The sequence below is a fragment of the Specibacter sp. RAF43 genome, from assembly GCF_052114065.1.
In the GTDB taxonomy this organism is placed as follows: Bacteria; Actinomycetota; Actinomycetes; order Actinomycetales; family Micrococcaceae; genus Specibacter.
The window spans coordinates 21,769-44,477 of sequence record NZ_JBFREA010000022.1; the positions used below are offsets into that span (position 1 = coordinate 21,769).

General features: G+C 67.6%; 16 protein-coding genes and 1 riboswitch. Of the genes, 7 read left to right on the forward strand and 9 right to left on the reverse strand.

The genetic code is table 11. From position 1 onward, the window contains the following. Window positions 1-185: 185 nt before the first annotated feature. Window positions 186-1,664: a cardiolipin synthase gene (cls, locus tag AB4Y80_RS12510; RefSeq protein ID WP_442214560.1), complete on the reverse strand. Its 1,479-nt coding sequence runs from the start codon at window positions 1,662-1,664 to the stop codon at window positions 186-188. A gap of 100 nt (window positions 1,665-1,764) precedes the next feature. Between cls and AB4Y80_RS12515 the strand changes: the two genes are divergently transcribed. The 4 genes from AB4Y80_RS12515 to AB4Y80_RS12530 all read left to right on the forward strand — a co-directional run bounded on the left by AB4Y80_RS12515 (window position 1,765) and on the right by AB4Y80_RS12530 (window position 4,738). Further along, window positions 1,765-2,682 (forward strand): aminodeoxychorismate lyase, encoded by a 918-nt coding sequence (locus AB4Y80_RS12515; RefSeq protein ID WP_442214521.1) that lies wholly within the window; start codon window positions 1,765-1,767, stop codon window positions 2,680-2,682. 128 nt (window positions 2,683-2,810) lie between these two features. Then, window positions 2,811-3,071 carry a DUF1737 domain-containing protein gene (locus tag AB4Y80_RS12520; protein WP_442214522.1) on the forward strand — a complete coding sequence of 87 codons (261 nt, stop codon included), beginning with the start codon at window positions 2,811-2,813 and terminating at the stop codon, window positions 3,069-3,071. Then, entirely contained in the window at window positions 3,068-3,460 is a 393-nt protein-coding gene (locus tag AB4Y80_RS12525) for a rhodanese-like domain-containing protein (RefSeq protein ID WP_442214523.1), read from the forward strand. Before AB4Y80_RS12520 ends, AB4Y80_RS12525 begins: the two co-directional genes overlap by 4 nt. Before the next feature lie 66 nt (window positions 3,461-3,526). Further along, window positions 3,527-4,738 carry an O-succinylhomoserine sulfhydrylase gene (locus AB4Y80_RS12530; RefSeq protein WP_442214524.1) on the forward strand — a complete coding sequence of 404 codons (1,212 nt, stop codon included), beginning with the start codon at window positions 3,527-3,529 and terminating at the stop codon, window positions 4,736-4,738. Window position 4,739: 1 nt separating this feature from the next. On the opposite strand, the gene AB4Y80_RS12535 is transcribed toward AB4Y80_RS12530, so the two are convergent. The 4 genes from AB4Y80_RS12535 to AB4Y80_RS12550 all read right to left on the reverse strand — a co-directional run bounded on the left by AB4Y80_RS12535 (window position 4,740) and on the right by AB4Y80_RS12550 (window position 9,518). Continuing rightward, window positions 4,740-6,272 carry a UDP-N-acetylglucosamine 1-carboxyvinyltransferase gene (locus AB4Y80_RS12535; protein ID WP_442214525.1) on the reverse strand — a complete coding sequence of 511 codons (1,533 nt, stop codon included), beginning with the start codon at window positions 6,270-6,272 and terminating at the stop codon, window positions 4,740-4,742. A 226-nt stretch (window positions 6,273-6,498) separates the two neighbouring features. After that, window positions 6,499-7,296 (reverse strand): energy-coupling factor transporter transmembrane component T family protein, encoded by a 798-nt coding sequence (locus tag AB4Y80_RS12540; protein WP_442214527.1) that lies wholly within the window; start codon window positions 7,294-7,296, stop codon window positions 6,499-6,501. Then, window positions 7,293-8,873, reverse strand: coding sequence for an ABC transporter ATP-binding protein (locus tag AB4Y80_RS12545; RefSeq protein ID WP_442214528.1), 1,581 nt, complete (start codon window positions 8,871-8,873; stop codon window positions 7,293-7,295). The genes AB4Y80_RS12540 and AB4Y80_RS12545 overlap by 4 nt, the downstream gene beginning before the upstream one ends. Before the next feature lie 3 nt (window positions 8,874-8,876). Continuing rightward, the gene (locus AB4Y80_RS12550; protein WP_442214529.1) at window positions 8,877-9,518 is read right to left on the reverse strand and encodes an ECF transporter S component; all 642 of its coding nucleotides are present in this window, start codon (window positions 9,516-9,518) and stop codon (window positions 8,877-8,879) included. A gap of 48 nt (window positions 9,519-9,566) precedes the next feature. Further along, a riboswitch (TPP riboswitch) is annotated at window positions 9,567-9,683 on the reverse strand. Window positions 9,684-9,896: 213 nt separating this feature from the next. On the opposite strand from AB4Y80_RS12550, the gene AB4Y80_RS12555 reads away from it, so the two are divergent. Next, window positions 9,897-18,599: an isopeptide-forming domain-containing fimbrial protein gene (locus AB4Y80_RS12555; RefSeq protein ID WP_442214531.1), complete on the forward strand. Its 8,703-nt coding sequence runs from the start codon at window positions 9,897-9,899 to the stop codon at window positions 18,597-18,599. A 28-nt stretch (window positions 18,600-18,627) separates the two neighbouring features. Here the strand turns inward: AB4Y80_RS12555 and AB4Y80_RS12560 are convergent, their stop codons facing one another. Next, window positions 18,628-19,368: a DUF981 family protein gene (locus tag AB4Y80_RS12560; RefSeq protein WP_442214532.1), complete on the reverse strand. Its 741-nt coding sequence runs from the start codon at window positions 19,366-19,368 to the stop codon at window positions 18,628-18,630. A 122-nt stretch (window positions 19,369-19,490) separates the two neighbouring features. On the opposite strand from AB4Y80_RS12560, the gene AB4Y80_RS12565 reads away from it, so the two are divergent. After that, window positions 19,491-20,138 carry a TetR family transcriptional regulator gene (locus AB4Y80_RS12565; RefSeq protein WP_442214533.1) on the forward strand — a complete coding sequence of 216 codons (648 nt, stop codon included), beginning with the start codon at window positions 19,491-19,493 and terminating at the stop codon, window positions 20,136-20,138. A gap of 193 nt (window positions 20,139-20,331) precedes the next feature. Here the strand turns inward: AB4Y80_RS12565 and AB4Y80_RS12570 are convergent, their stop codons facing one another. Then, window positions 20,332-21,330, reverse strand: a complete 999-nt coding sequence (locus AB4Y80_RS12570; RefSeq protein WP_442214535.1) for a plastocyanin/azurin family copper-binding protein — start codon at window positions 21,328-21,330, stop codon at window positions 20,332-20,334. Window positions 21,331-21,729: 399 nt separating this feature from the next. Between AB4Y80_RS12570 and AB4Y80_RS12575 the strand changes: the two genes are divergently transcribed. Continuing rightward, the gene (locus AB4Y80_RS12575; RefSeq protein WP_442214536.1) at window positions 21,730-21,990 is read left to right on the forward strand and encodes a DUF4235 domain-containing protein; all 261 of its coding nucleotides are present in this window, start codon (window positions 21,730-21,732) and stop codon (window positions 21,988-21,990) included. Window positions 21,991-22,050: 60 nt separating this feature from the next. Here AB4Y80_RS12575 and mnhG read toward each other — a convergent pair whose 3' ends face one another. After that, window positions 22,051-22,443: a monovalent cation/H(+) antiporter subunit G gene (gene mnhG, locus AB4Y80_RS12580; protein ID WP_442214537.1), complete on the reverse strand. Its 393-nt coding sequence runs from the start codon at window positions 22,441-22,443 to the stop codon at window positions 22,051-22,053. Continuing rightward, window positions 22,440-22,706 carry a monovalent cation/H+ antiporter complex subunit F gene (locus AB4Y80_RS12585; RefSeq protein WP_442214561.1) on the reverse strand — a complete coding sequence of 89 codons (267 nt, stop codon included), beginning with the start codon at window positions 22,704-22,706 and terminating at the stop codon, window positions 22,440-22,442. The genes mnhG and AB4Y80_RS12585 overlap by 4 nt, the downstream gene beginning before the upstream one ends. Window positions 22,707-22,709 lie beyond the last annotated feature (3 nt).

Here is a 22,709-nt window from a genome sequence, read left to right on the forward strand (position 1 = left end):
CGGCCTGAGTTCCGCGCCGGGGAAAATTTCACGACCGTCAGGCGCAAAACTCGTCACCAGTTCCGCGCCGGTGGACAAGGGGCGCAAGACTCGGCTCGAGTTCAGCGCAGGGGGAAAGTGCGCACCCGCGTCCGGCCACTTCCCGCGGGGGAACGCGCACGCCATGGTTGCGTCACGCGGGACGGCTACTGCAGGGTCGCAGTCAGCCTGGCCACGTTGTCCACGTAGCGGGCCATGACGGGCCGGGTGAGCCACTCCTCCAGGTGCAGTTCCCGTGAAACGGCCCGGTACCGTTCCTCCACCTGGTGCATCGCCTGCACCACGTCCTTGTCAATCATCATCACGGAGACCTCCAGGTTGAGGGAGAAGCTGCGCATGTCCATGTTGGAGGAGCCGATCACGGCCACGTCCTCATCGACGGTGAAGTGCTTGGCATGGAGCACCAGGGGCTTGGGGTAGAGGAAGATCCGCACCCCGCTCTTCAACAAGGCCTCGTAGTAGGAACGCTGGGCGTGGTGGACCAGAAATTGATCGCCCTTCTCGGAGACGAACAGCTCCACCCGGACACCGCGCTGGGCCGCCGTCGTGATGGCATAGAGCAGGGAATCGTCGGGCACAAAGTAGGGGCTGGAGATGGTGATGCGTTCCTCGGCCGAGTACAGCAGCGTGTTGAACAGGCGCAGGTTGTTTTCGGTCACGAACCCGGGGCCGCTGGGCACCACCTGGCACAGGACCCCGCCGGTGAAGGAGTCCCAGTGGTGGGTGGCCAGCTGGCTCTCCAGGTTCTCCTCCGTCTCGCTGGACCAGTCGGTGGCGAACATGRCGTTCAGGGTGCCCACGATGGGCCCCTCCAGGCGGGCCATCAACTCAACCCACTTGCGGCCCACCTTGGCGTTTTTCCTGCTGCGGTAGGAGCGTTCAATGACGTTTTGGGAGCCCGTGAACCCGACGCGCCCGTCCACCACCAGGATCTTGCGGTGGTTGCGCAGGTCCGGGCGGCGCCACTGGCCCTTCACCGGCAGCAGCGGCAGCATGCGCCGCCACTGGATCTGGCTGGCCTTCAAACGGCGGATCATGCCGCGGTAGCCGGGAACCCGCAGCGAGCCAATGTGGTCAAAGAGCACCCGGACCCGCACGCCGCGCTCGGCCGCCGCCTCCAGCTCGCGGAACAGCCGGTCCGTCGCCGCGTCCGAGCTCATGATGTAAAACTCGGCGTTGACGTAGTCCCGGGCCTGGCTGATCTCCTCCGCCATGGCATCCAGGGACTCCTGGTACCCGCCAATCAGTTGCACCGAGTTGGCGCCGAGCGCCGGGAAGAAGCCCAGGTTCCGGTTCAGCTCCACCGCCGAATTCACCCACGACGGGCCGTCATAGGGCGGCACCTGCCGGGCAATCTCGCGCGTCCCCGCCACAATCCGTTCGTTGACGGCCGCCTGGGTCTCCCGCCGGCGCCGGGAGAGCCGGAAGTTGCCGAACATCAGGAACAGGATCAGGCCGATGTAGGGGAGGAAGAAGATGCACAGCAGCCAGGCCATGGCCGTGGTGGGCCGCCGGTTGCCCGGGATGACGCCGAGCACCACGACGCGGATGACCAGGTCGAACAGCAGCAGGAAGCCCGAGAGCCAGACGTTGCCGGTGGGCAGGGTCAATGCCGTCCAAATCAAGCGGGCCTCCCCCACATCGGTTCCGAGGGACACCAGCCTACCCGCCCCCGTGCGGCTTTCCGCCCTTTCCCCGACCGGCGGGCGCACTAAGCTCTAAAGCATGACTGTTCTGGTATTCCTTGACCCCTCCCGCCCCGACGGGCGCCTTGCCGACGCCACCGCCCCCGCCCTGCTGGCCACCGATCAGGGCGCCACCCGCGGCGACGGCATCTTTGAATCCCTGCTCGCCGTCAACGGGCTCCCCCGCAAGGTGGACGCCCACCTCTCCCGGCTGGGCCGCTCCGCCCACAGCCTCGACTTGGCCATCCCCGGCCCCGACGCCTGGATGCGGGCCATTGCGACGGCGCTGACGGCTTTCGCCGCCGCCTCCCCGCCCGCCCCGGACGAGCACGGGAACACCAACATCGTCATCAAGCTGTTCGCCTCCCGCGGCGTGGAGGGCGCGAACACGCCGACGGCCTGGGTGCAGGCCTCCGCCGTCCCGCCCGCCCTGGCCGAGCAGCGGGCCCGGGGCCTGGACGTGCTCCTGCTGGAGCGCGGCTATGACAGCACGATCGCCCAGCGGGCGCCCTGGCTGCTGCTGGGCGCCAAGACGCTTTCCTACGCGGTCAACATGGCCGCGCTGCGCCACGCCCACGCCCGGGGCGCCGATGACGTGATCTTCACCAGCAGTGACGGGCACGTGTTGGAGGGGCCGACGTCGTCCGTCCTGCTGGCGCATGTGAGCGACGACGACGGGACGCCGATCAAGCGGCTCATCACGCCCAACCTGGACAGCGGCATCCTGCCCGGCACCACGCAGGGCGCGCTGTTTGCGGCCGCGCGCGAGGCCGGCTGGGAGTTGGGGTACGGGCCCGTGGAGCCGGCGGACCTCCTGGACGCCGACGCCGTGTGGCTGATTTCCAGCATCCGGCTGCTGGCGCCGGTCAATCGGATCGACGGGCGGGACATCGGCACCGCCGAGGTCCGGGCCCGCCTCACGGCGGAGCTCAGCGCGCTGCTGGCGCAGACCCACTGACGCCCACGTCATGTTGCGCCACAATTCCCGCCCCGCCCGGCACCGGATATGTTACTTTTCAGGGGAGCAATGAGCGCCAGCGCCAAGGATCGCCTGCGGTCTTAACGGCTTGCTTTTGAGGAGGACACGTGAGCGTTGAGGATTCCGCCCTGGCCTACCGGCTGATCACCGGCCCCGACGACCGCAGCTTCTGCGAGCGGATTTCCGCCGCCCTGGCGGAGGGCTACGTTTTGCACGGCGGGCCGGCCGTCACCTACAACGGCGCCGCCGTCATTTGCGCGCAGGCGCTCATCCGCCCCCACGCCGTGGCCAGCGCCGACGCCGCCGTCGCCAACGCCGTGCAAAAACTTGTTGACCCCGAAGAGTTCGACGGCGAGGGGATCGCATGAGCTACGCCGGAGACCTGGCCCCCGCGCAGGCCTGGGAACGGCTCGCCGACGGCGCCGTCCTGGTGGATGTGCGCACCGACGGCGAGTGGGCGCACATCGGCGTCCCGGACGTCTCCGCCCTGGGCGCCGAGCCGGTGTTCATCCAGTGGAATTTCTCCACCGGCGCCCCCAACCCGGACTTCCTGGCCCAGTTGCAGGAGCTGGTGCCGGCGGAGCGGACGGTCGTGATGCTGTGCCGCTCCGGCGCGCGGTCCGTCTCCGCCGCCGAGGCGGCCACCGCCGCCGGGTACACCGCCTTCAACATGCTCGAGGGCTTTGAGGGCGTGCCCGACGGCTACGGGGAACGGACCGTCAACGGCTGGAAGAACCGCAACCTGCCCTGGAAATAGGCCCGCGCCGGCACCGAGCCGACCCTGAACGTAGTGCTGCATCAGCGACAGCTAAGGACACCGCAATTGAGCAACTTTAATGAGCACGCCGCCGGCTGGGCCGAGGACACCCGGGCCGTCCGGGGCGGGCTGGACCGCAGCAATTTTCAGGAAACCTCGGAGGCCATCTTCCTGAACTCCGGCTTCGTGTACGAATCCGCCGAACACGCCGAGCAGTCGTTTACCGGTGAGGTGGACCGGTTTGTGTACTCCCGCTACGGCAACCCCTCGGTCGCCACCTTCCAGGAGCGCCTGCGCCTGCTCGAGGGCAAGGAGGCGTGCTTTGCGACGGCCTCCGGCATGTCCGCGGTGTTCACCGCCCTGGGCGCGCTGTTGGGCGCCGGGGACCGCGTGGTCGCCTCCCGGTCCCTGTTCGGCTCCTGCTTTGTCATCCTGAACGAGCTCCTGCCGCGCTGGGGCGTGGAGACGGTGTTTGTGGACGGGCCGGACCTGGCCCAGTGGCGGGAGGCGTTGTCGGTGCCAACCACGGCCGTGTTCTTTGAGTCGCCGTCAAATCCGATGCAGGAAATCATTGACATCGCGGCCGTGTGCGAGCTGGCCCATGCCGCCGGTGCGAAGGTGGTGGCGGACAACGTCTTCGCCACCCCCCTGCTGCAGCGGTGCGGCGACTTTGGTGCGGACATTGTCGTCTACTCCGGCACCAAGCACATCGACGGCCAGGGCCGGGTGCTGGGCGGCGCCATCCTGGGCACGAAGGAATTCATCGACGGCCCGGTCAAGAACCTGATGCGGCACACGGGTCCGGCCCTGTCCGCGTTCAACGCCTGGGTGCTGACGAAAGGCCTGGAAACCATGGGCCTGCGCGTGGCCCATTCCTCGGCGAACGCCCTGGCGCTGGGCGAGTTCCTGGCGGCCCAGCCGAAGATCGGCAAGGTCTTGTATCCGCTGCTGCCCTCCCACCCGCAATACGAGCTGGCCAAAAAGCAGATGAAGGCCGGCGGCACCGTGCTGACCTTTGAACTGGCCGAGCCCGCCACCGGCACACGCAAGGACGCGGCATTTGCGCTGTTGAATGCGCTGACGATCGTGGACATCTCCAACAACCTCGGCGACACCAAGTCGCTGATCACCCACCCGGCCACCACCACCCACCGCGCCATGGGACCCGCGGGCCGGGCCGCCATCGGGCTCAGCGACGGCACCCTGCGCCTGTCCGTGGGCCTGGAGGATCTGGCGGACCTGAAGCAGGATCTCGCTGCCGCCCTCGCGGCCATCTGAGCTAGTCCTGGAAGTACTCGATCTCCGCGCCCACGGTGTTCAGGCGCTCGGCCAGGTCCTCGTAGCCGCGCTCGATGACGTAGATGTTGCGGAGTTCGCTGGTGCCCTTGGCGGCGAGCATGGCCAGCAGGATGCAGGCGGCCGGGCGCAGCGCCGGCGGGCAGCCGATCTCGGCCGCGCGCCACGCCGCCGGGCCCGTGACGTCGATGCGGTGCGGGTCCAGGAGCCGGACGCCGGCGCCGAGGCGGTTCAGTTCGGTGAGGTAGATGGCCCGGTTCTCGTACACCCAGTCGTGGATGAGCGTGGTGCCCTCGGCGCAGGAGGCGATGACGGCGAAAAACGGCAGGTTGTCGATGTTCAGCCCGGGGAAGGGCATGGGGTGGATCTTGTCCGGGGCGGCATGCAGTTCGGAGGGCAGCGTGGTGATGTCCACCAGCCGGGTCTTGCCGTTGCGGGCCGTGTACTCGGCGGATTTGCGGTAGTGGAAGCCCATCTGCTCCAGGACCTTCAACTCAATCTCCATGAACTCGATGGGCACGCGCTTGACCGTGACCTCGGACTTGGTCACGATGCCCGCGGTGATCAGGCTCATGGCCTCGATGGGATCCTCGGACGGCGAATACTCGATGTCAACGTCGATGCGGGCCCGGCCGCGGATGGTCAGCGTCGTGGAGCCGATGCCGTCCACCTGCACGCCCAGGCCCTGCAGGTAGAAGCACAGGTCCTGGACCATGTAGTTGGGGCTGGCATTGCGGATGACGGTGGTGCCCTCGCGGTGGGCGGCGGCCATGATGGCGTTTTCCGTCACGGTGTCCCCGCGCTCGGTGAGCACGAAGGTGCGGTCGACGGCGTCGCTCACCGGCGCGTGCACCTGGTAGAAGCCGGCATGGGCGGTGACGGAGAGGCCGAATTCGCGCAGGGCCTGCATGTGCGGCTCGACGGTGCGGGTGCCCAGGTCGCAGCCGCCGGCATACGGGATGCGGTACACGTTCCGCTGGTCCAGCAAGGGGCCCAGCAACATGATGACGGAGCGGGTGCGTTTGGCGGCCTCGACGTCCATGGCGGCCAGGTCCAGCTGCTCCGGGCGCCGGATCGCCAGGTCGTTGGCGTTGAGCCACTCGCAGCGCACGCCGATGCTGGTCAGCAGCTCCACAATCCGGTTGACCTCCTCGATGCGGGCCAGCCTGCGCAGCGTGGTGGTGCCGCGGTTGATGAGGCTGGCGCAGAGCAGGGCCACGCCGGCATTCTTGCTGGAATTGACCTCGACACTGCCCGAGAGTTCACGGCCGCCGTGCACGCGCAGGTGGGTGACCATGTTCTTGGGCGAGTTGCCGACGTTGACGATGCGCTTGCCCAGCAGCGCCTCCATCCGCTGGATCATCTTCAGGCTCAGGTTTTGTTTGCCCTGCTCCATCCGGGCCACGGCGCTTTGGCTCGTGCCCAGCTGCGCGGCCAGCTGGCCCTGCGTCCAGCCCTTGTCGGTCCGGGCGTCGCGGACCAATACGCCAACGGTTTCTGCTGCCACGTAAGTCATGAGAACTTTTATATCACGAATGGCATATGTCTGGCCAAATACGTGACCTGTTGAACAATTTTCCCGAAAGAGACCTTGAATTAACCATTAGGTGAGATATCTCTATTCGGCGGCGTTATCTAACCGTCACATAAGGTTACCCCGCCCGGCCCCGGGCCGCCGCCCGCGGCGTGCCTGCCGGCCGCGGGCGGCGCTCCCGCAGGCGCGGCGCAGGGGGATGGGGCGGTCAGCCGAACACCGGATTCCAGGTGCCCACCACGACGGCGGCACCCACCGCCGCGGCGGCGATCACCAGCCCCCCGCCCGCCACCCACGCGTCACGGGCCGTGAACCTCGATTCCCGCGCCCACGTGCGCGGGCCGGCCCCGAACCCCTTTGCCTCCATGGTCACGGCCAGCCGGGTGGCCCGCCGGATGGCCTGGATCAGCAGGGCCATGGCCTGGCCCAGCGACGCCTTCAGGTGGCCCCAAAATCCGCCCGCCCCGCCCACGCCGCGGGCGCGCCGGGCCATGCCCAGAACCTGCCATTCGGCCACGAGCAGGCCCACCAGGCGCATGGCTGCGAGCGCGCCCAGCACGAAGCGGTGGGGCAGGCGCAGTTTTTGCGCCAGCGCGTCGGCCAGGTCCGTGGGGTCGGTGCTGGCGAGGACCAGGATGCCCGGCAGCGCAATGGCCAGCCCGCGCAGGGCGATGGCCACGCCGGCTTCCACGGAACCGGTGGTGAACGTCACCGGCCCCGCGGCCAGCAGGAGTTCGCCGGTTTTCGGGGCCAGCAGGGCCGTCCCGTAGCCGCCCACCAGGGCCGCCATCAGGATCGGCCAGCCGCGGAGCAGCAGCAGGCGCACGCCCAGGCCGGCCAGCGGCAGCAGCGCGCACTCCAGCACCAGGGCCACCGTGGCGGACACCGCATCCACGCTGGTGAGCAGGGCGATCGTGACCAGCATGCCCGCGCCCAGCTTGGCCAGCGGGTTGGCCCCGGCCAACCAGGCCGAGGACCGCGGCCGCGCCAGCACGTCCACGCTCATCTCCGCACCGCCCGGGTGGGGACCGCCGCGCCGGGAATCCCGGCCACCTTCTCCGCGTCGGCTCCCAGCACCAGCCGGTCGCCGCCCAGAACCTGGGTGAACAGGGCGTCGTGCGTCACGGACACCACGGCCGTGCCGGCATCGAGCAGTTCGGTCAGCAGGGACGCCAATTCCGCCCACGTGTTCGCGTCCTGCCCGAAGGTTGGCTCGTCCAGCACCAGCACCTGCGGGCCCGCCGCCAGCACCGTGGCCACGGACAGCCGGCGTTTTTCCCCGCCGGACAGCGTGAAGGGATTGGCGTCCGCCACGTGGTCCAGCCGCAGCCGGGCCAGCAGTTCCTCGACCTTCTCCCCGCCCTGGCCCAGCAGCCGGGGCGCAAACATCAATTCGTCGCGCACCCGGCCGGTGACAAATTGGTGCTCGGGCTCCTGGAAGACGGTGCCGATCCGACCGATCAAATCGCGGCCGCGCCATTTCAACGGCTCGCTGCCGGCCCCGCGCGCCAGCGCCTCGGTGGCGCGAAGCCGCCCCCCAATGGCCGGCAGCAGCCCGGCCAGGGTCAGGGCCAGCGTCGACTTCCCGGCCCCGTTCGGCCCGGTCACGGTCAGCGCCTGCCCGGCGGCAATGCGCACGGACGGCACGACGGCGGCCGGCACGGCCGGGTGCCGGCGACGGCCTTTCTGCCGGGAGACGGCGAGATCGGCCGCCTCCAGCAATAGGGGCGCACCGGCGTCGCACTTCCCGCTGCGCGGCCGGACGGCGGGCACGTAGCCGGGCACCCACACCCCGGCCCGGGCCAGCAGCTCGCGGGCCTGGGCCAACACGGTGGCGGGCGGGCCATCCAGCAGCACGCCGCCGGGCTGGCCGGTGCCGCCGGGGGCCAGCACCACGATCCGGTCCACCACCTCCAGCCAGACGGAGACCCGGTGCTCCACCACCACCAAGGTGGCGCCCGTGGCGTCGAGACTGCGCCGGACGGCGTCGCGCACGTCCACCACGCCGGCGGGGTCGAGGTTGGCGGTGGGCTCGTCCAGGAGCAGCAGGCCCGGCGCCATGGCCAGCATGCCCGCCAGGCCCAGCCGCTGCTTCTGCCCGCCGGATAGCGTGGAGCTGGCATGGTCCAGCGGCAGGTCCAGGCCCACAGCCTCCAGGGCGGCGGGCACGCGGCGCCAGATTTCCTCCCGCGGTACGGACAGGTTTTCGGCGCCAAACGCGACGTCGTCCCCGATGCGGGAGAGCACCACCTGGGCGTCGGGGTCCTGCTGCATCAACCCGGTGCGCCCGCGTGAGTCGGCCACGGGCCGCCCGTCCAGGAGCAGCGAACCGAATTCGCCGGCCTCCTCATCGGCGCCGAGCACCCCTGCCAGGGCGTGCAGCAGCGTGGATTTGCCGGCGCCGGAGGGTCCCAGCAGCAGCACCCGTTCGCCCGGGGCCACCTCCAGGTCCAGGTCGTGGACGGCCTTGGCGGCACGGGACGAATGCTGCCACCCCCACCCCCTGGCGCTGATCCGGACCGGTGCGGTGCCGCGCACCCCCGTGCCCCGCACCCCCGTGCCCCGTGGTTCAGCGGCGGCCATGGATCACAGCACCGGTTCGGTGGCCGCGCGCCGGGACGGCAGGTTGCCCAGCGCACCCGTCCGGGCCAGGCCGCGCACCGCCAGCCAGGACAGCAGCCCGGCGATCACGGCACCGGACACGGCGGCCAGGATGACGTAGAGCAGCTTCCACTCCAGCGCCCAGGCCACGTTGTAGACCAGGCTGTCATTGACTCCGAGGGCCACCCCGGACAACGCCCCGGCCACGAGCGCCACCGGCAGCGTGAACCTGCGGTAGCGGAACAAGGCAAACGCCGCCTCGGCGCCCAGTCCCTGGACCAGGCCGGAGAGCAGCACCGTGAAGCCGAAGTGGGTGCCCAGCAGGCTTTCCACCACCGCGGCAACGATCTCGCAGTACAGCGCGGCGCCGGGTTTGCGGATCACCAGGGCGCCGATCACCCCGGCGATGAGCCATCCGCCGCCGTACAGGGCGCCGACGGGCGGGAAGGCCGCCGTGATGGCGGCGATAACGCCGTAGCCGGCGGACCACAACCAGAAGATGACGCCCACGGCCACGGACAGCACGGAGGCCACCACGATGTCCACGACGCGCCAGCTGCTTTGCGGCGCTTTTGACGGGGAATTGCCGAGGGGATTGGCGGGTTGGCCCGCACCTGACGTGCTCATGTGTGTCCTCCTTTTCAGGAGGGGCGGCCGCGGCGGTCTTTCCGCGCAACCGAAGAGAACTCGACTCCCTTCGCCGGTACTAGCCGGAGCAGGTTCGAGGGTCTGCGGTGAACCGCACTCTCAGCGCCGCGTCCATGGTGGACTGACGCTCCCCTGTCGTGTTGAATTGCGGCTCCAGTCTATCCCTGACCCGCCCCGGCGCCCAATGCCCACGGCGGCGACGGCGGGAGCGCGACGAACCGGCATGCGTTTCGAGACAACCTTTGATTATAACTCGCAATGTGACTTTCGTCTCCCGATTCTTGCGCTACACTCGAAGGTTATATTTGAAAAGCACTCATTGGCGGGTCCTTGGGGGACCAATTTCTAGGGACCACCGTGCATAGATTCCTCGCGCTCTTGACGACTCTTGCCCTGCTAGCCATGGGGCTTTTGATTCCGGCGCCGAGCGCCGGCGCAGCCACACCGGGCATCACGGTACACAAGAGTGCCCCTGGCAGTGTCCTGGTCGGGGACGCCATCTCCTACACGCTTACGGCATCGAATCCGGCCGGGGCCGGCGCGACGGCCGAATACAACGTCTCCTTCCGGGATGTGCTTCCGGCCGGGGTCTCCTATGTTGCGGGAAGCACCGGCCCGGCGTCGGCGGGGGAACCTAGCGTGTATCCGAACCAGCCGGCGGTGGGCCAGACCACCCTGGTCTGGCGTGACGTCTTCGATCTGCAGATCGGCGACACGAACTCCCTCACCTTCATGGCCACCCCGGACGCTGCGGCCCACCCCGTGGGTGACAACATCGCCAACACGGGCCAGGGATTCGCGAACACGGATCCCCGCACGGTGCCGACGTTCGATGCGGCGGGCAAACCCACCACGGGCTTCACGCAGCAGGCCATCAGCAACACCACCGCCACGGGCATTTCCGCGCTGGCCATCAAGAAGACCGAACCCAGTCCCGAAGCCGAACTTCTGCGCGGCCTGCACGATCACCCCACCGTGTACACCATCCCTTTCACAAACAATTCCAAGCACCCCACCAACAACGTGGTGGTGACCAACTACGTGCCGGCCAACCTGGAATTTCTGGGCTGCGGCCTGGTGGACAACACCACCAGCGCAGGCACCAACCCCGGAGGCAAGGAAGAATTCCCCGGCTCCGGGCTGCTAACGACTACCCCGGCGGTACCCGACCCGGCCAGCACCCTGACGCCGGCCCCCGTGTGCCCGGTGCCGGCCTCGGTCTCCACCGTGCAGAACCCTGCCGGATACGCCTCGGGCGTCTACACAAAGGTCGTCTGGTCCCTGGGCACCCTGCCCGCACACCAGACCATCAACATCCAATACGCCGCGGCGGTGCCGCTGCGCGAAAACGTGATGTTCACCAGCCCGCCTGCCCCCGCGGACGGGCTGCAGACGGCCAATCTGGACAACAACACCGGCCCGCTGACACGCCAGGACGGCGGCGGCAAGGATGCCAGGAACCACGTCGAGGCCGCAGGAACCTACACGGGCCCCGTGACCGGGGGCGCAACCTCCGAGGTGGTTGCGAGGAATGACTACACCGTCACGGTGCACGACCTGCGATTGCTCAAGAGCAGCAGCACCGGCCAGTTTGTCGCCGGGGCCCAGGCCGCGTTCACCCTTACCCTTGAGTCCGGCGAGTACACCGACAACTCCGCAATCACGATCACGGACACCATTCCCAACGGCATCTGCCCCCTGGGACCGACGAACTACACCACCGGAGCGCCGGCGGACTGTGCACCTGTTTCCGGCCAGACCCCCTCCACCCCGTACCGGTCCGTGACTCAAAACCCGGACGGCACCTTCACCGTCGTGTTTGAGGCGGTCCCGCAGGTTGACGCCAACGGCGTTTCCACGATCACCTACCCGGTGCGCCTGCGCAACACCTACACCGGCGGCGCCTTGGCCGGCACGCCGACGGCGGCCGGTGACAGCTTCACCAACACGGCAGTGCAGACGGGAACCTCGGCAGCGGTTGGGTCCAACACTGTCGACAGCGGAACGAAGCCGATTACCGACCCGACGGCCGTCACCTTGGGCAGCAAGGCAGAGAGTCTCACCACGGAGGTCGCCAAGCGCGCCACGCCCATGGACTGCTCCACGCAGGGCAACTACGTGGTATCGACGACCCCTCTTCAACCGGAGCTGACGTTTGTCGCCGGTGACAAGGTCTGTTTCCGCTTGACCGTGGCCTTCTCGGATCAGACGGACACCAAAAACCCGACCCTGAGTGACTTCCTGCCGGGCAACCTGGACTACGACGCCGGCTCCGCGGCCGCCGGTCCCGCGAACAACATTGCCGGCCCGGACCTGGGCCCGAGCAACTCGATGGAGCCGGGCACCGCCAACGGTGTGCTGGACTGGAACCTTGGAGCCCTGCAAAACGATGGCTCCCGCGCTGTGCCGGCGAATGCGACCTTCCAGGTCGTCTTCAGCGCCACGGTCAGGGGCGCCGCCGCCGGGCCAACCCCGGACAAAGCCGACAACCTGGCCAAACTCCGTGTGACCAACAGTGCCGGGACGGCACGGTCCCTGCGGGCCAACGCCGGTGTCCAGGTGGACCCGGCAGCTGCGAACATCAGCAAGGGTGTGGCCTCCGTCAATGGCACGGCCCACCCCGGCGGCGGTGACCACGTGGCGGTCAAGGAAGGCGCCCAGGTCCTCTTCCACGTGGCTGTGAAGAACACCTCCGGGACAAACAACACCGTCCCGCAGAGCCTGTCGAACCTAGACGTATGGGACGTGCTGCCCCTGCCGCTGACATGCGCGGACGTGTCCGGACCCACCGACGGTGGAAAGTGCACGGACCCGGGGGATGCCAACCAGCCAACCTTCACCGGCCGGGATAAGCGCAGCGCCATCCGCTGGAGTGGCGCGGTCACCCTGGCCCCGGGTGAAACCCACACGTACGGCTACACGGCGACGGTTCCTGCCGGCACCGGTATTGGCGAGCAACTGAACAACACCTCCGCGGTGCGCTCCTACGTGGCCAGCACCAACAAGGATGACGCAGGCACGACGAGCTACCCGGGCAGCAACATCGACACCACGGTGGACCCTGCCTTGCAGGGCCCCAACCCGGTGACCGATGCGTCGGACATCTACCTGCCGAGCCCCATTGTGGCCAAGGGCGTGACATCCGAGATCGGCGAAGCGGGCAACACCGGCGCCGAAAGCGGTCCTGGCCCATCCACCCAGCTGGTCCCTGGTGAGTCGGTCACCTTCACGGTGACGGCGAAACTCCCGGCAGGGGCCACCGTTTTCAAGGGCACCTTTGCGGACCCGATGCCGAGCGGTCTCATCCAGGACAGCGCCACAGCCGATTTCGCCCTGGACGGTTCGGGTGCCTCGCCCAGCTACGGTCCCCTGCCCTCGGGCATGAGCTTCAGCGCAGGACCGGTGGCGACCGTCGCCTTGGGGGACGTGTACGACAACACCACAACGACGCCGCAGATCATTCGCATCATCATTAAGGCCCACGCGGACAAGGCCAAGGGTGCCGTCCTGCACGGGGCGAAGCTGACGAACACCGCCACCCTCAGCTCGGCCGGTGATCCCCGCACCGGGTTTAAACCCTCGAACGCATCAGCGCCCGCCGCGGGCAACATTGCCGAACCGGCGCCGGCGCTGGCGAAGAGCAACAACAACCCTGCGGCGTCGAAGACCGTTGCCGCAGGCACCACCGTCACGTACACCTTGACGGCATCGAACGCACCGGCACGGCCTGTGTTGCACGACGCCTGGGTGGTTGACTGCATCCCGGCAGGGTTGAGCTTCGCAGGCTACGGAACAGCCAGCCAGGGCACCACGCTTGCGGCCGGGCCGGGGGCGGGCCCCGGCGGAGACAATCGGAGCTGCCCCACCGGCACGACCCAGCTGTCCTGGAATGTGGGCGATCTGGCGGGTGGGCAGACCGAGACGTTGACGTACACCGCCACCGTGGATACGACGGCCACCGGTTCGGTGGTTTACACCAACGTGGCCGCGATCGCGGGCAATAGCCTGGCCGGGCCGCGCACGGCCCCCGCCGACCCGGGCAACGCCCTGGGCCGGGACTACACCAAGACCGCGAACAGTGCGGTCAAGGTCGCCGGGGCCACCTCGACCAAGACGGTGGACCCGGGAGAAGCGACCATCGGCCAGTCCGTCACCTACACGGTCTCGACAAAGTTGCCGGCCAACGTCAACTTCTTCAACGCCTCGATCGTGGACACCGTTCCGGCCGGCCTTGACGTGGCGAGCGTGCAACTCCTGCCCGGCTCGGTGACCTGCACCAACAATGACACCACACCGTGTGGGCTGACCTCGGCCACGCAGCTGCCGGCAAGCGGTTCGACGCTGGTGTTCGCGCTCGGGGATGCACCCTCCTTGAGCCAGGTCCGCACCGTGTCGCTGCAGTACACCGCCAAGGTCGCCGATGTCGGCGCGGCCGTGGCCGGCGCAACCCTGTCCAACGCCGCACACCCGGCCTGGGACGTGACGAGCAAACCCGCGCCCGGCTCCTCCGGGTACACCTTCGACCAGGCGGGAGCCAACGCGGCGGCGCCGCTGAAAATCGTGGAGCCCAAGGTCGGCATCGCGAAGGCCGTCAACGGGGCGAAACGGCAACCGGGCGAGACGTTCACGTACACGGTGACCGCCACCAACGCACCCACCGCTTCGGCCGCCTACTCCGTGGTCGTCCAGGACGTTGTGCCGGCAAACATCGTTGTGGATGCCGCCACCATCACCGGCGGCGGCACCCTCACCGGGAACGATCCCGTGACCGGTGGCGGCAAGATCACCTGGACGGTGGCCGGGCCGGTAGCGCCGGGCGGCGTCGTCGGAGCCGCGGGCTTCACGTACTCGGCGAAGTTGGGGCCCTCCGGCGGGCTCTCCGCCGCACCCTTGACGAGCACCGCAACGGTCACCGGCTACGAATCACTGCCCACCGGTGGGCGCAAGTACACCGGACCCTCGGCGGCAGCCGCGGTAACGCCGCTGTTTCCCAAGCTCACCGCCACCAAGACCACCCCCGCCGGCAGCATCGCCTATATCGGTGAGACCCTGGCCTGGAAGGTGGCCGTCACCAATGATCCACAAGCAGGCACGGCACTCAACGCCGGAGCCTCGGACGTGCTGCCGGCCAGCTGGACCTACACCGCCGGAAGCGCCCAGGTCTCGGTCAACGGCGGCCCGGCAACCGGCGTCGAACCGACCGTGAACACGGCAAACGGCGTGCAGACCCTGCAATGGAACGCGCTGGGAACCCTCCCCGCCGGGGCGGCCCTGACAATCAACTACTCAGCCACACCCGGCAACAACGTCCCCACCACACCCGGGGTGGGGATGCACGTTGATCACACCAACACCGCCACCCCGGCAGGTGAAGACGCCACCGGCGCGACCGGAAACCAGGCCGGTTCCTACTCCGGCCCGCAGGTCAGTGCCACAGCGCACATCGCCGCCGCGGACGTGGCCATTGCCAAGAAGGTCGGCGTTGCACCCGTCGCCGGCAGCGGCGGCAGCTGGATCCTGACTGCGACAAGCAATGGCCCGGACACCGCAACCGGCCCCTTCACCGTCACGGACCCGAGCCCGTTGCCTGCGGGCATCACCATCACCGGAGCCGGCGGCGCCGGGTGGAGCTGCACCACCTCACCGGTATCGTGTACGCGCACCAACGCCGCCGACACCCTGGCCAACGGCGCCGCCTTCCCGGACATCACCCTGAACTACTCCGTCAGCGCGGGTGTCCCCGACCAGACGGCGTACGAGAACACCGCAACAGTCTCGACCCACAGCTACGACCCGAACACCGGGAACAACACCGCCACGGCCTCGATAACCGTGGTGGCCCGGGCCGATCTCGGCTTGCAGAAGACACTGACCTCGCCACTGGTGGCCGGCAGGGACGCCAGCTACGCCATTGACGTAACCAACTACGGCCCGTCCGTATCCAAGTCCGGTTTCTCGGTCGAAGACGTGCTGCCGGCCGGCACCACCTTCGTGTCCGCGGCCGGTACCAACTGGAGCTGCACCGACCCGGCCGGTGGCGCGGCGAAGTGCACCTACGCCCAGGACCTGGCCCCGGGTTCGGCCGCGGCCCAGCTCCAGGTGACCGTGACAATCCCACCCTCGCAGACCGAACCCGTGGTGAACGAGGCCACCGTGACCCCGATCACCGCCGAACCGGCGGATGCGACCCACCCGAACACGGACACCGTCTCAACCGAGCCCACACAGCTCGCGGACCTGGGCATCTCCAAGGCCCTCGATGGGCCCCTCGTTGCCGGATCCACGGCCAGCTACACCATCCAGGTGGCCAACCATGGTCCGTCAAACGCGCGAAGCGTAAAAGTGGTCGACACCCTGAACCCGGATCTGAGCTATGACTCCTTCACGGGCGCAGACTGGAGCTGCGCCGCCACTGGCCAGAGCGTGACCTGTGACTATGTGGCAGCCGGGGCTTTCCCGGCAACGTCTCCGGCCACCGTGAGCACCCTGGTGCTCACGGTCAAGGTGGCCCAGGCACTGGCCGCACCGGTGGGAAACACCGCCACCGTCACGACAAGCACCCCCGACAACGGACCGACGCCGAACACGTCCACCGCGCCCGGGACCGTCACCGGCGTCGCCGACCTCTCACTCACCAAAACCCATCCGGGCAGCGTCAACGCCGGGGCCTCCCTGACATACAAGCTGGCCGTTCACAACGCCGGGCCCTCGAACTCGGCGGCGCCCACCACGGTCACCGACCTGCTCCCGCTAGGCATGACGTTCACGGGCGCCGCGGGCGGGGGGTGGAGCTGCGCCGCTGACGGCCGGCACGTCACCTGCACGAATCCGGCGATCATTCCCGCAGGAGCCGACGCCACAGCACTGAATATCACCGCCCTGGTGGCAGCGGATGCGGGACCGACCACGCTCACCAACTCCGCGAACGTGACAGGCGGTCCGGGAGTCAGCGATCCCAACATCGGCGACAATGCCGCCAGCGACCCCACCCAGGTCACCGAGCAGTCCGCCATGGACCTGGGCAAGACCCTGGTGACGGCAGCGCCCGTCGCGGCCGGAACCAACGCAACGTTTACCCTACAGGCCACAAACAACGGCCCCAGCGATGCCCGCAACGTGGTGGTCAGCGATACCCTGCCGCAATATCTGAGCTACGTATCTGCCGACGGCGACGGGTGGAGCTGTACGGCCGCCATGGTCGTCGTCACCTGTCAACGCCCTTACCTGTCCGCGGCGAGCGGCGGGGCGGCTCCGCCCATCACCCTGGTGGCCAAGGTCGACCCGGGCACGCCGTTGAGCGCACCCACTGGCATGGCAACGCTGACGAATTCTTCTACGATCACTACCTCCTCACCATCAACGCTGCCGGCCCGCCCGGCAACCGCAGATGTTCCCGTGGTGGGTAGCGCGGACCTGGCCATCACCAAGTCGGGGGAAGCGCCGACGGTCATCGCCGGCGCCGGCTTCACCTGGACCCTGAACGTGAAGAACAACGGTCCGAGTGACGCCGCGAAGCCCGTGACGGTCACAGACACCCTGCCCAGCCATCAAACCTTCACCTCATTCAAGGGCGATGGATGGGAATGTTCGCCTGGCCCTGTTCCCGCCGATCCCGCAACCGGCCAGCAAACCGTGACGTGCACCTACGCAGGGCTCCTCACCGGCGCCTCGGCCAGCCCCCTGCACATCACAGGGCAGGTGGATTCCACGGCCACGGAGGCCACGGCAAGCAACGCGGCCTCGGTGACAAGCCCCACACCGGATCCGGACGCGGACAACAACACCACCACGGCCAGTGTTGACGTGAACCGGGTCCTGGACCTGAACATCACCAAGACGCACACCGGCACGGGCGTCGTCGGAAGCACCGTGGCGTTCCAGCTGGCCGTCCGCAACGACAGCCCGACAACAGCAACGAAAGTGCAGGTGGAAGACCCCATGCCTGGGGGGCTCACGCTCGACTCTGCCGCCGGTGATGGCTGGGTCTGCGCCACCGGCGCGAACAAGGCCGTATGTGATCTGACGGATCCGCTCGCCCCCAACGCCTCGGCCCCCGTCATCGCGGTGACCGCCAAGGTCCTGGCGGCAGCGTACCCCTCGGTGACGAATGTTGCGGCAGTGTCCTCACTGGATCCGGAACTTCCCGGCTCCCATGAGTCCAGTGACAAGCTCCTGGTGGATCCATCGGCCCAACTGTCCATCGTGAAGAGCCACACGGGTGACTTCCAGGCCGGCTCCCACGCGACTTACTCGCTGGCCCTGGGCAACCTCGGCCCGACGGCCTCGCCTGGGCCGGTCACCGTCACGAATGTGCTGCCGGCGGGGCTGACCTACGTCATGGCGGAAGGCACGGACTGGGACTGCAAGGCCATCGGCCAGAACGTGAAGTGCGTCCGCGACGGTGCGCTGGCCATTGGGGCTGCCGCGCCCATCACCCTGAGGGTCAAGGTTCTTTCCGCGGCGTTCCCCTCGGTGGAAACCACCGCGAAGGCCGAGGGCCCCGGTTCGTCGCCGGCAATGTCCACGGACACGGCGACTGTCAACCCGCTCGTGGTCTGGTCACTGAACAAGACCCTGGATGACTACTCCGAGAACACCGCCCGATACGTCCTCACGGCCAAGAATGACGGGCCCCACCCGACGTCCGCGCCGATAACGATCACGGACGTCCTGCCGGCCGGACTCGAATTCATCTCCGCCATCGGAGACGGCAGCCAATGCACCAACAGTGCCGGAACCGTCACCTGCCTCCACACGAGCTCGGTGGCATCCGGTGCCTGGATCCAGGCGACCATCACCGCGAAGGTCACCGCCGCCCCAGGCACCACCGTGTCAAACATTGCCTCCGTGACCGGCGGCAGCCCGGCCTCCGGTCACACGCCTGAAGTGGGATCGACGCCGACGACGACCAGCCCGGCTGCGACATTCACCGCCACCGAAGACGGGGCCTTGGCCAACACGGGCGCCCGGACCCTGACAATCCTGCTGTGGGCCGGGAGCGGAATTCTGGGGCTGGGCCTGGCCCTGCTGCTCATAGGACGCGCCCGTCGCCGGGCATAGCAGCAGTCCCACCGGCCGGCCAGACTCCCTACATGGTGTGGATAATCAGGCCGATGTGCGTGAAGTAGTTCATGGCGCCGAAGAGCAGGAATGCCAGCCCGGTCAGAGACCAGGCGATGCCGATGGTCTTGACCAACCCGGACGCCGCTGCGCCGGCGGTGCGGAGCTTGGCAATGGCAAAGGGGAACAGCACTGCGCCGACTCCGACGACGGCGAAGAGCCCGGACATGAAGGTTGCCTCAATGATGGGATAGGCGGCGAAGGCTCCGGAAATTGGCTCCTCGGCCGGGGCTGCAAAAAGCTGGTAGGTAATTCCGGCAGCCGCGATGGCGAACAGGCTCAGGCCGAGTCCGCCAATGAAGAGGGACAATGGGCGGACCGTATGTGCTGCCGAGGCAATCGGGTCGGGGGCAGAGGTGAGAGCCTCGCCGCGACGCCACAGGTAAACGGCCGCCCCGAGCAGCAGTACGCCGAAGCCCAGGCTGGTTTCGCCGAAGATAATGTTGTCGAAGGGGAAGCCGCCTGCCGCCAGCGGCCAGGTCAGGGTCATGTGCAGGCCGGTGGTGGTGAGGATCAGGCCAAGCACGCCAAAAGCCAAAGACCAGCCGTCTGTACTGAGCGTTGCATCATTGTTGCGGCGCAACCGAAAGAGGTCACGGCCAAAAATGACCACGGCCAACAGGCCCGCCCCGGCGGCCAGTGACATGATGGTGTTGTAGGTGGGCATAGTCGCCCAGTCGATTTTAAGAGCTTCCGTTGTCATGCTCATGATGCAATCGCTTTCCCTTTGCGTGGGCCGCCATGGTCCATCCATAAAGCCATACTGTTGTATGACTTTTGATGCAGCGACGGGAGCGGTGGATTTATTCCTGCTGGACCCGGGTTAGGAGGATGAGGGAAATTAAGCAACTTCGGAGTCAGGCGAAGCGGGAGCTGATGGCGGCGGCCGCCGCACGATTACTGATTGACGAAGGCCCATCCGCCGTCACGCATCGTCGCGCCGCCGAGGCTGCCGGACTGGCGGCGGGATCCGGAAACTACTACTTTCCATCCAAGAAGGAACTGTTTCGGGCCGCGGTTGCAGGAGCCGAGGACCTGCGATCTGAAAGCGCCCTGAAGGTTGCCCGGGATTGCCAGGGCGGTCAGGAGAGCCTGACGTCGGTTGCCCTGCGGCTGATGGCCATCTATTTTGCCCCCCAGCTAGGCTCCAATGTGGTCACTGCCAGGCTCAATCCCATCCTGGAGGCCGGCCACGACCCCGAGCTGCAAGAGATCATCCGCAACCACCAGCCGCTGCTGGCCGGGGCCCTGAACATCGGACTGGAACGGATGACCGGCCAAGCGCTGCCGAGCGATGACATGGAATTGCTCATGCAAACCATCGGAGCGTCCCTCCTGTATGGCTTTGCCCTCGGCGAGGATGACTTGCTGGGCTATTCAGCCCGTTCGACCGCCCGCATCCTGGAGTTGCTGGATGTGCGCATTGCGGCAGCTCCGGACCCCCGCTCGTCGGCGGAACGAGTAGCCCCGAGCGCTTGAATGAGAACGTGCGCACAGGTGGCAGCTCGACCGGGGAGCGATGGCCGCGACGCGGAAGGGACGAAGCCATGACGGTCAAGCTCACACCGGGGCGCACGCCGTCTCATCGGACCCGTCCACACGGTTTCCTGTGTTCAGGGACCGTAGAGCCGGGCCAACGTGAAATACCGATCAGACCCCGATTGGAATCGGCCTAGTTCCTCACCACCACCGTGCCCACCATGCCCATGTAGTCATGGAAGGCGCAAAGGTAGCTGAACGTGCCCGCCTTCGTGAAGGTGACCGTGAAGGTGGATCCGGGAAGCATCAGCCCCGAGTTCAGGTCACCACCGGCAAAGGTGGTCGGGTCGCCCACGGGTACGAAGAAGTTCGCCGGTTCCGCGCCGAAGGTTACGGTATGCGGGGCGGCCATGCCATTGTTGATGAACGTGACGGTCTCCCCGACGTGGATCCTCACCGTGGGCTGGATGAACCGCATGACCATCGCCGTGCCGTCGTCAGCACCGGTGTACACGTGGTGCGAGTCGGCAAGCCTGGCGGTCGCATGCCAGAGCTTGAGTCCGTCCCACAGGATCGCAAGCGTCTGCACCGTGGCCAGTTGGTTGTACTGCCGTTGGGTGAACGGGTACGGCGTCCCCGCCCTGGCCACATGAACGGTGCCCTTCATCATCGCGCCGTGGACCAGGCAGTAGTACGTGAAGGTGCCCGCCGTCGGAAACCTCAGGTGGTAGCTGGTGACCGCAGGAAAGCCGCTGTTGGTCACGTTCGTCATGACGCCGGAGTTGTAGTACGAATGCCCGTCGTAGCTGTCCCCGCCCTGCTTGAAGAGTTGGGTCGGATCCCCCGGGTTGAATGGCTGCGTCGACTCAAGCGACTGGCCGGCAGCCAGGAAGGTTACGGTGTGGATTTCCGCCGACCTCGCGGTCCAGGCCACCGTGTCACCGGCATCGACATAGACGTTGGCGGGAAGAAAGGCCATGCCCTGGATGGCCTGGTCCGGGGTTTCCTGCCCCACCCGAACCGACCAGGTTTGCGGCGCCTGGCTGTGGGCGTGCTGCCCTTGCGTCGTGGCCGCCTGGCTGTTGGCGCTCGCCGGACCCGAAAGGGCCAGCGGCATGGCCAACGCCAGGAGGGCGGCCATGATCAACGACGGTTTGTGCAGCGATTGATGAGTTAGACGAATACGTCTCATCAGACGTTCCCTTCTCGAACGGTGCGGCGATCCGGTCGGAGTGCCGCGACGAGACGGGCCTTCCCCCAAGGGGCCGCCCTTGCCACTTCTGGCGGCATCCCGGAACTCGCTGACAGGGACGGGACGCATCAGGCCAGATTGGTTTGTGGTGCACGGACCCTTCTGAGCTTGAGGTCCGCGCGCCCCGTCCCACGGCATGCCGGAGGACGGTGATTCCAATCCATGGCGCATTGGCGGGCGGCCCAAACCGGACGGACCGGCGTCGATGCGCACTTTTCATGCTCCACCCATCGGGGGCGTTTGTCGAGAAAATTGTTCCGGGATCCGGAGGCGGGGCGCCGAGCCGCTAGGCTGGCACTACGTTGCCCACAGCCCGCCACACCTCAAGGAGTGTTGTTCGTGAATATTGTGTTTAAGTTGCTTGGCACGATGGTGAGCCTGGGGGCGGGCTTTGCGGCAAGCAAGATCGTGGACGCCGCCTGGGAGAAGAGCACCGGGAACAAGCCGCCCAAGGACGGGGCGGACCTGGAGAACAGCCTGCGCTCGGCCCTGGCCTTCGCCCTGGTGTCCTCCGCGGTGGCCGCCGTCATCCAGGTCGTGGCCGGGCGCTCCACGCAAAGGGCCATCGACCGTTTCCGCCAACACCCCGAAGAGGTCTAGCGCAAAATCTGGCCCGCACCAAACGTCGAAAATCGCCGCGAAAAGTGGTTTTTTCGACGTTTATTGCGGGTCAGTTCCCGAGGGGGGCGGGTCCGTGGCGTCCTCCACGACGGCGGCCACGACGTCGTCGAGTTCGTCCGCGCTGAGCAGCTCCGGCCGGCGATGCTTGGTGCGGTACCCGGCCCGGCCCACCATGTGCGCGGATACCGGGACGGTCAGCAGCTGGAACAACCAGGCCACGACCAGCACCGGCACCAACGACCACGCCCGCAACGACAGCCCGACGGCCGCCAACATCAAGAACAGGCCCAGCACCTGCGGTTTGGTGGCCGCGTGCATGCGGCTCATCAGGTCCGGAAACCGTAGCAGGCCAATGGCCGCGCCCAGGCTCATAAGCGCCCCGCCGAGCAGGGCGGCCGCGGTCAGGGCGTCGATCACCGCATCCGCGCTCATGCTTCCTCCTTCCGGTGCGCCACGAACCTGGCCACCGTGACGGAGCCAATGAATCCGATTACGCTCAGCACGACCACCAGCGCCAGGTTGTCCGTGTGGTGGTTAAGCGCCATTTCCGTGGCCAGCGCCGCCCCAAAGATGGCCAGCAGCACGTCCGCGGCGATCACCCGGTCCAACAGCGACGGCCCGGCCGCAATGCGGTAGATGGTGCCGGCCGCGGCGAGGGACAGCACGACGGCGACAATCACCACTACTACTTCCATGCC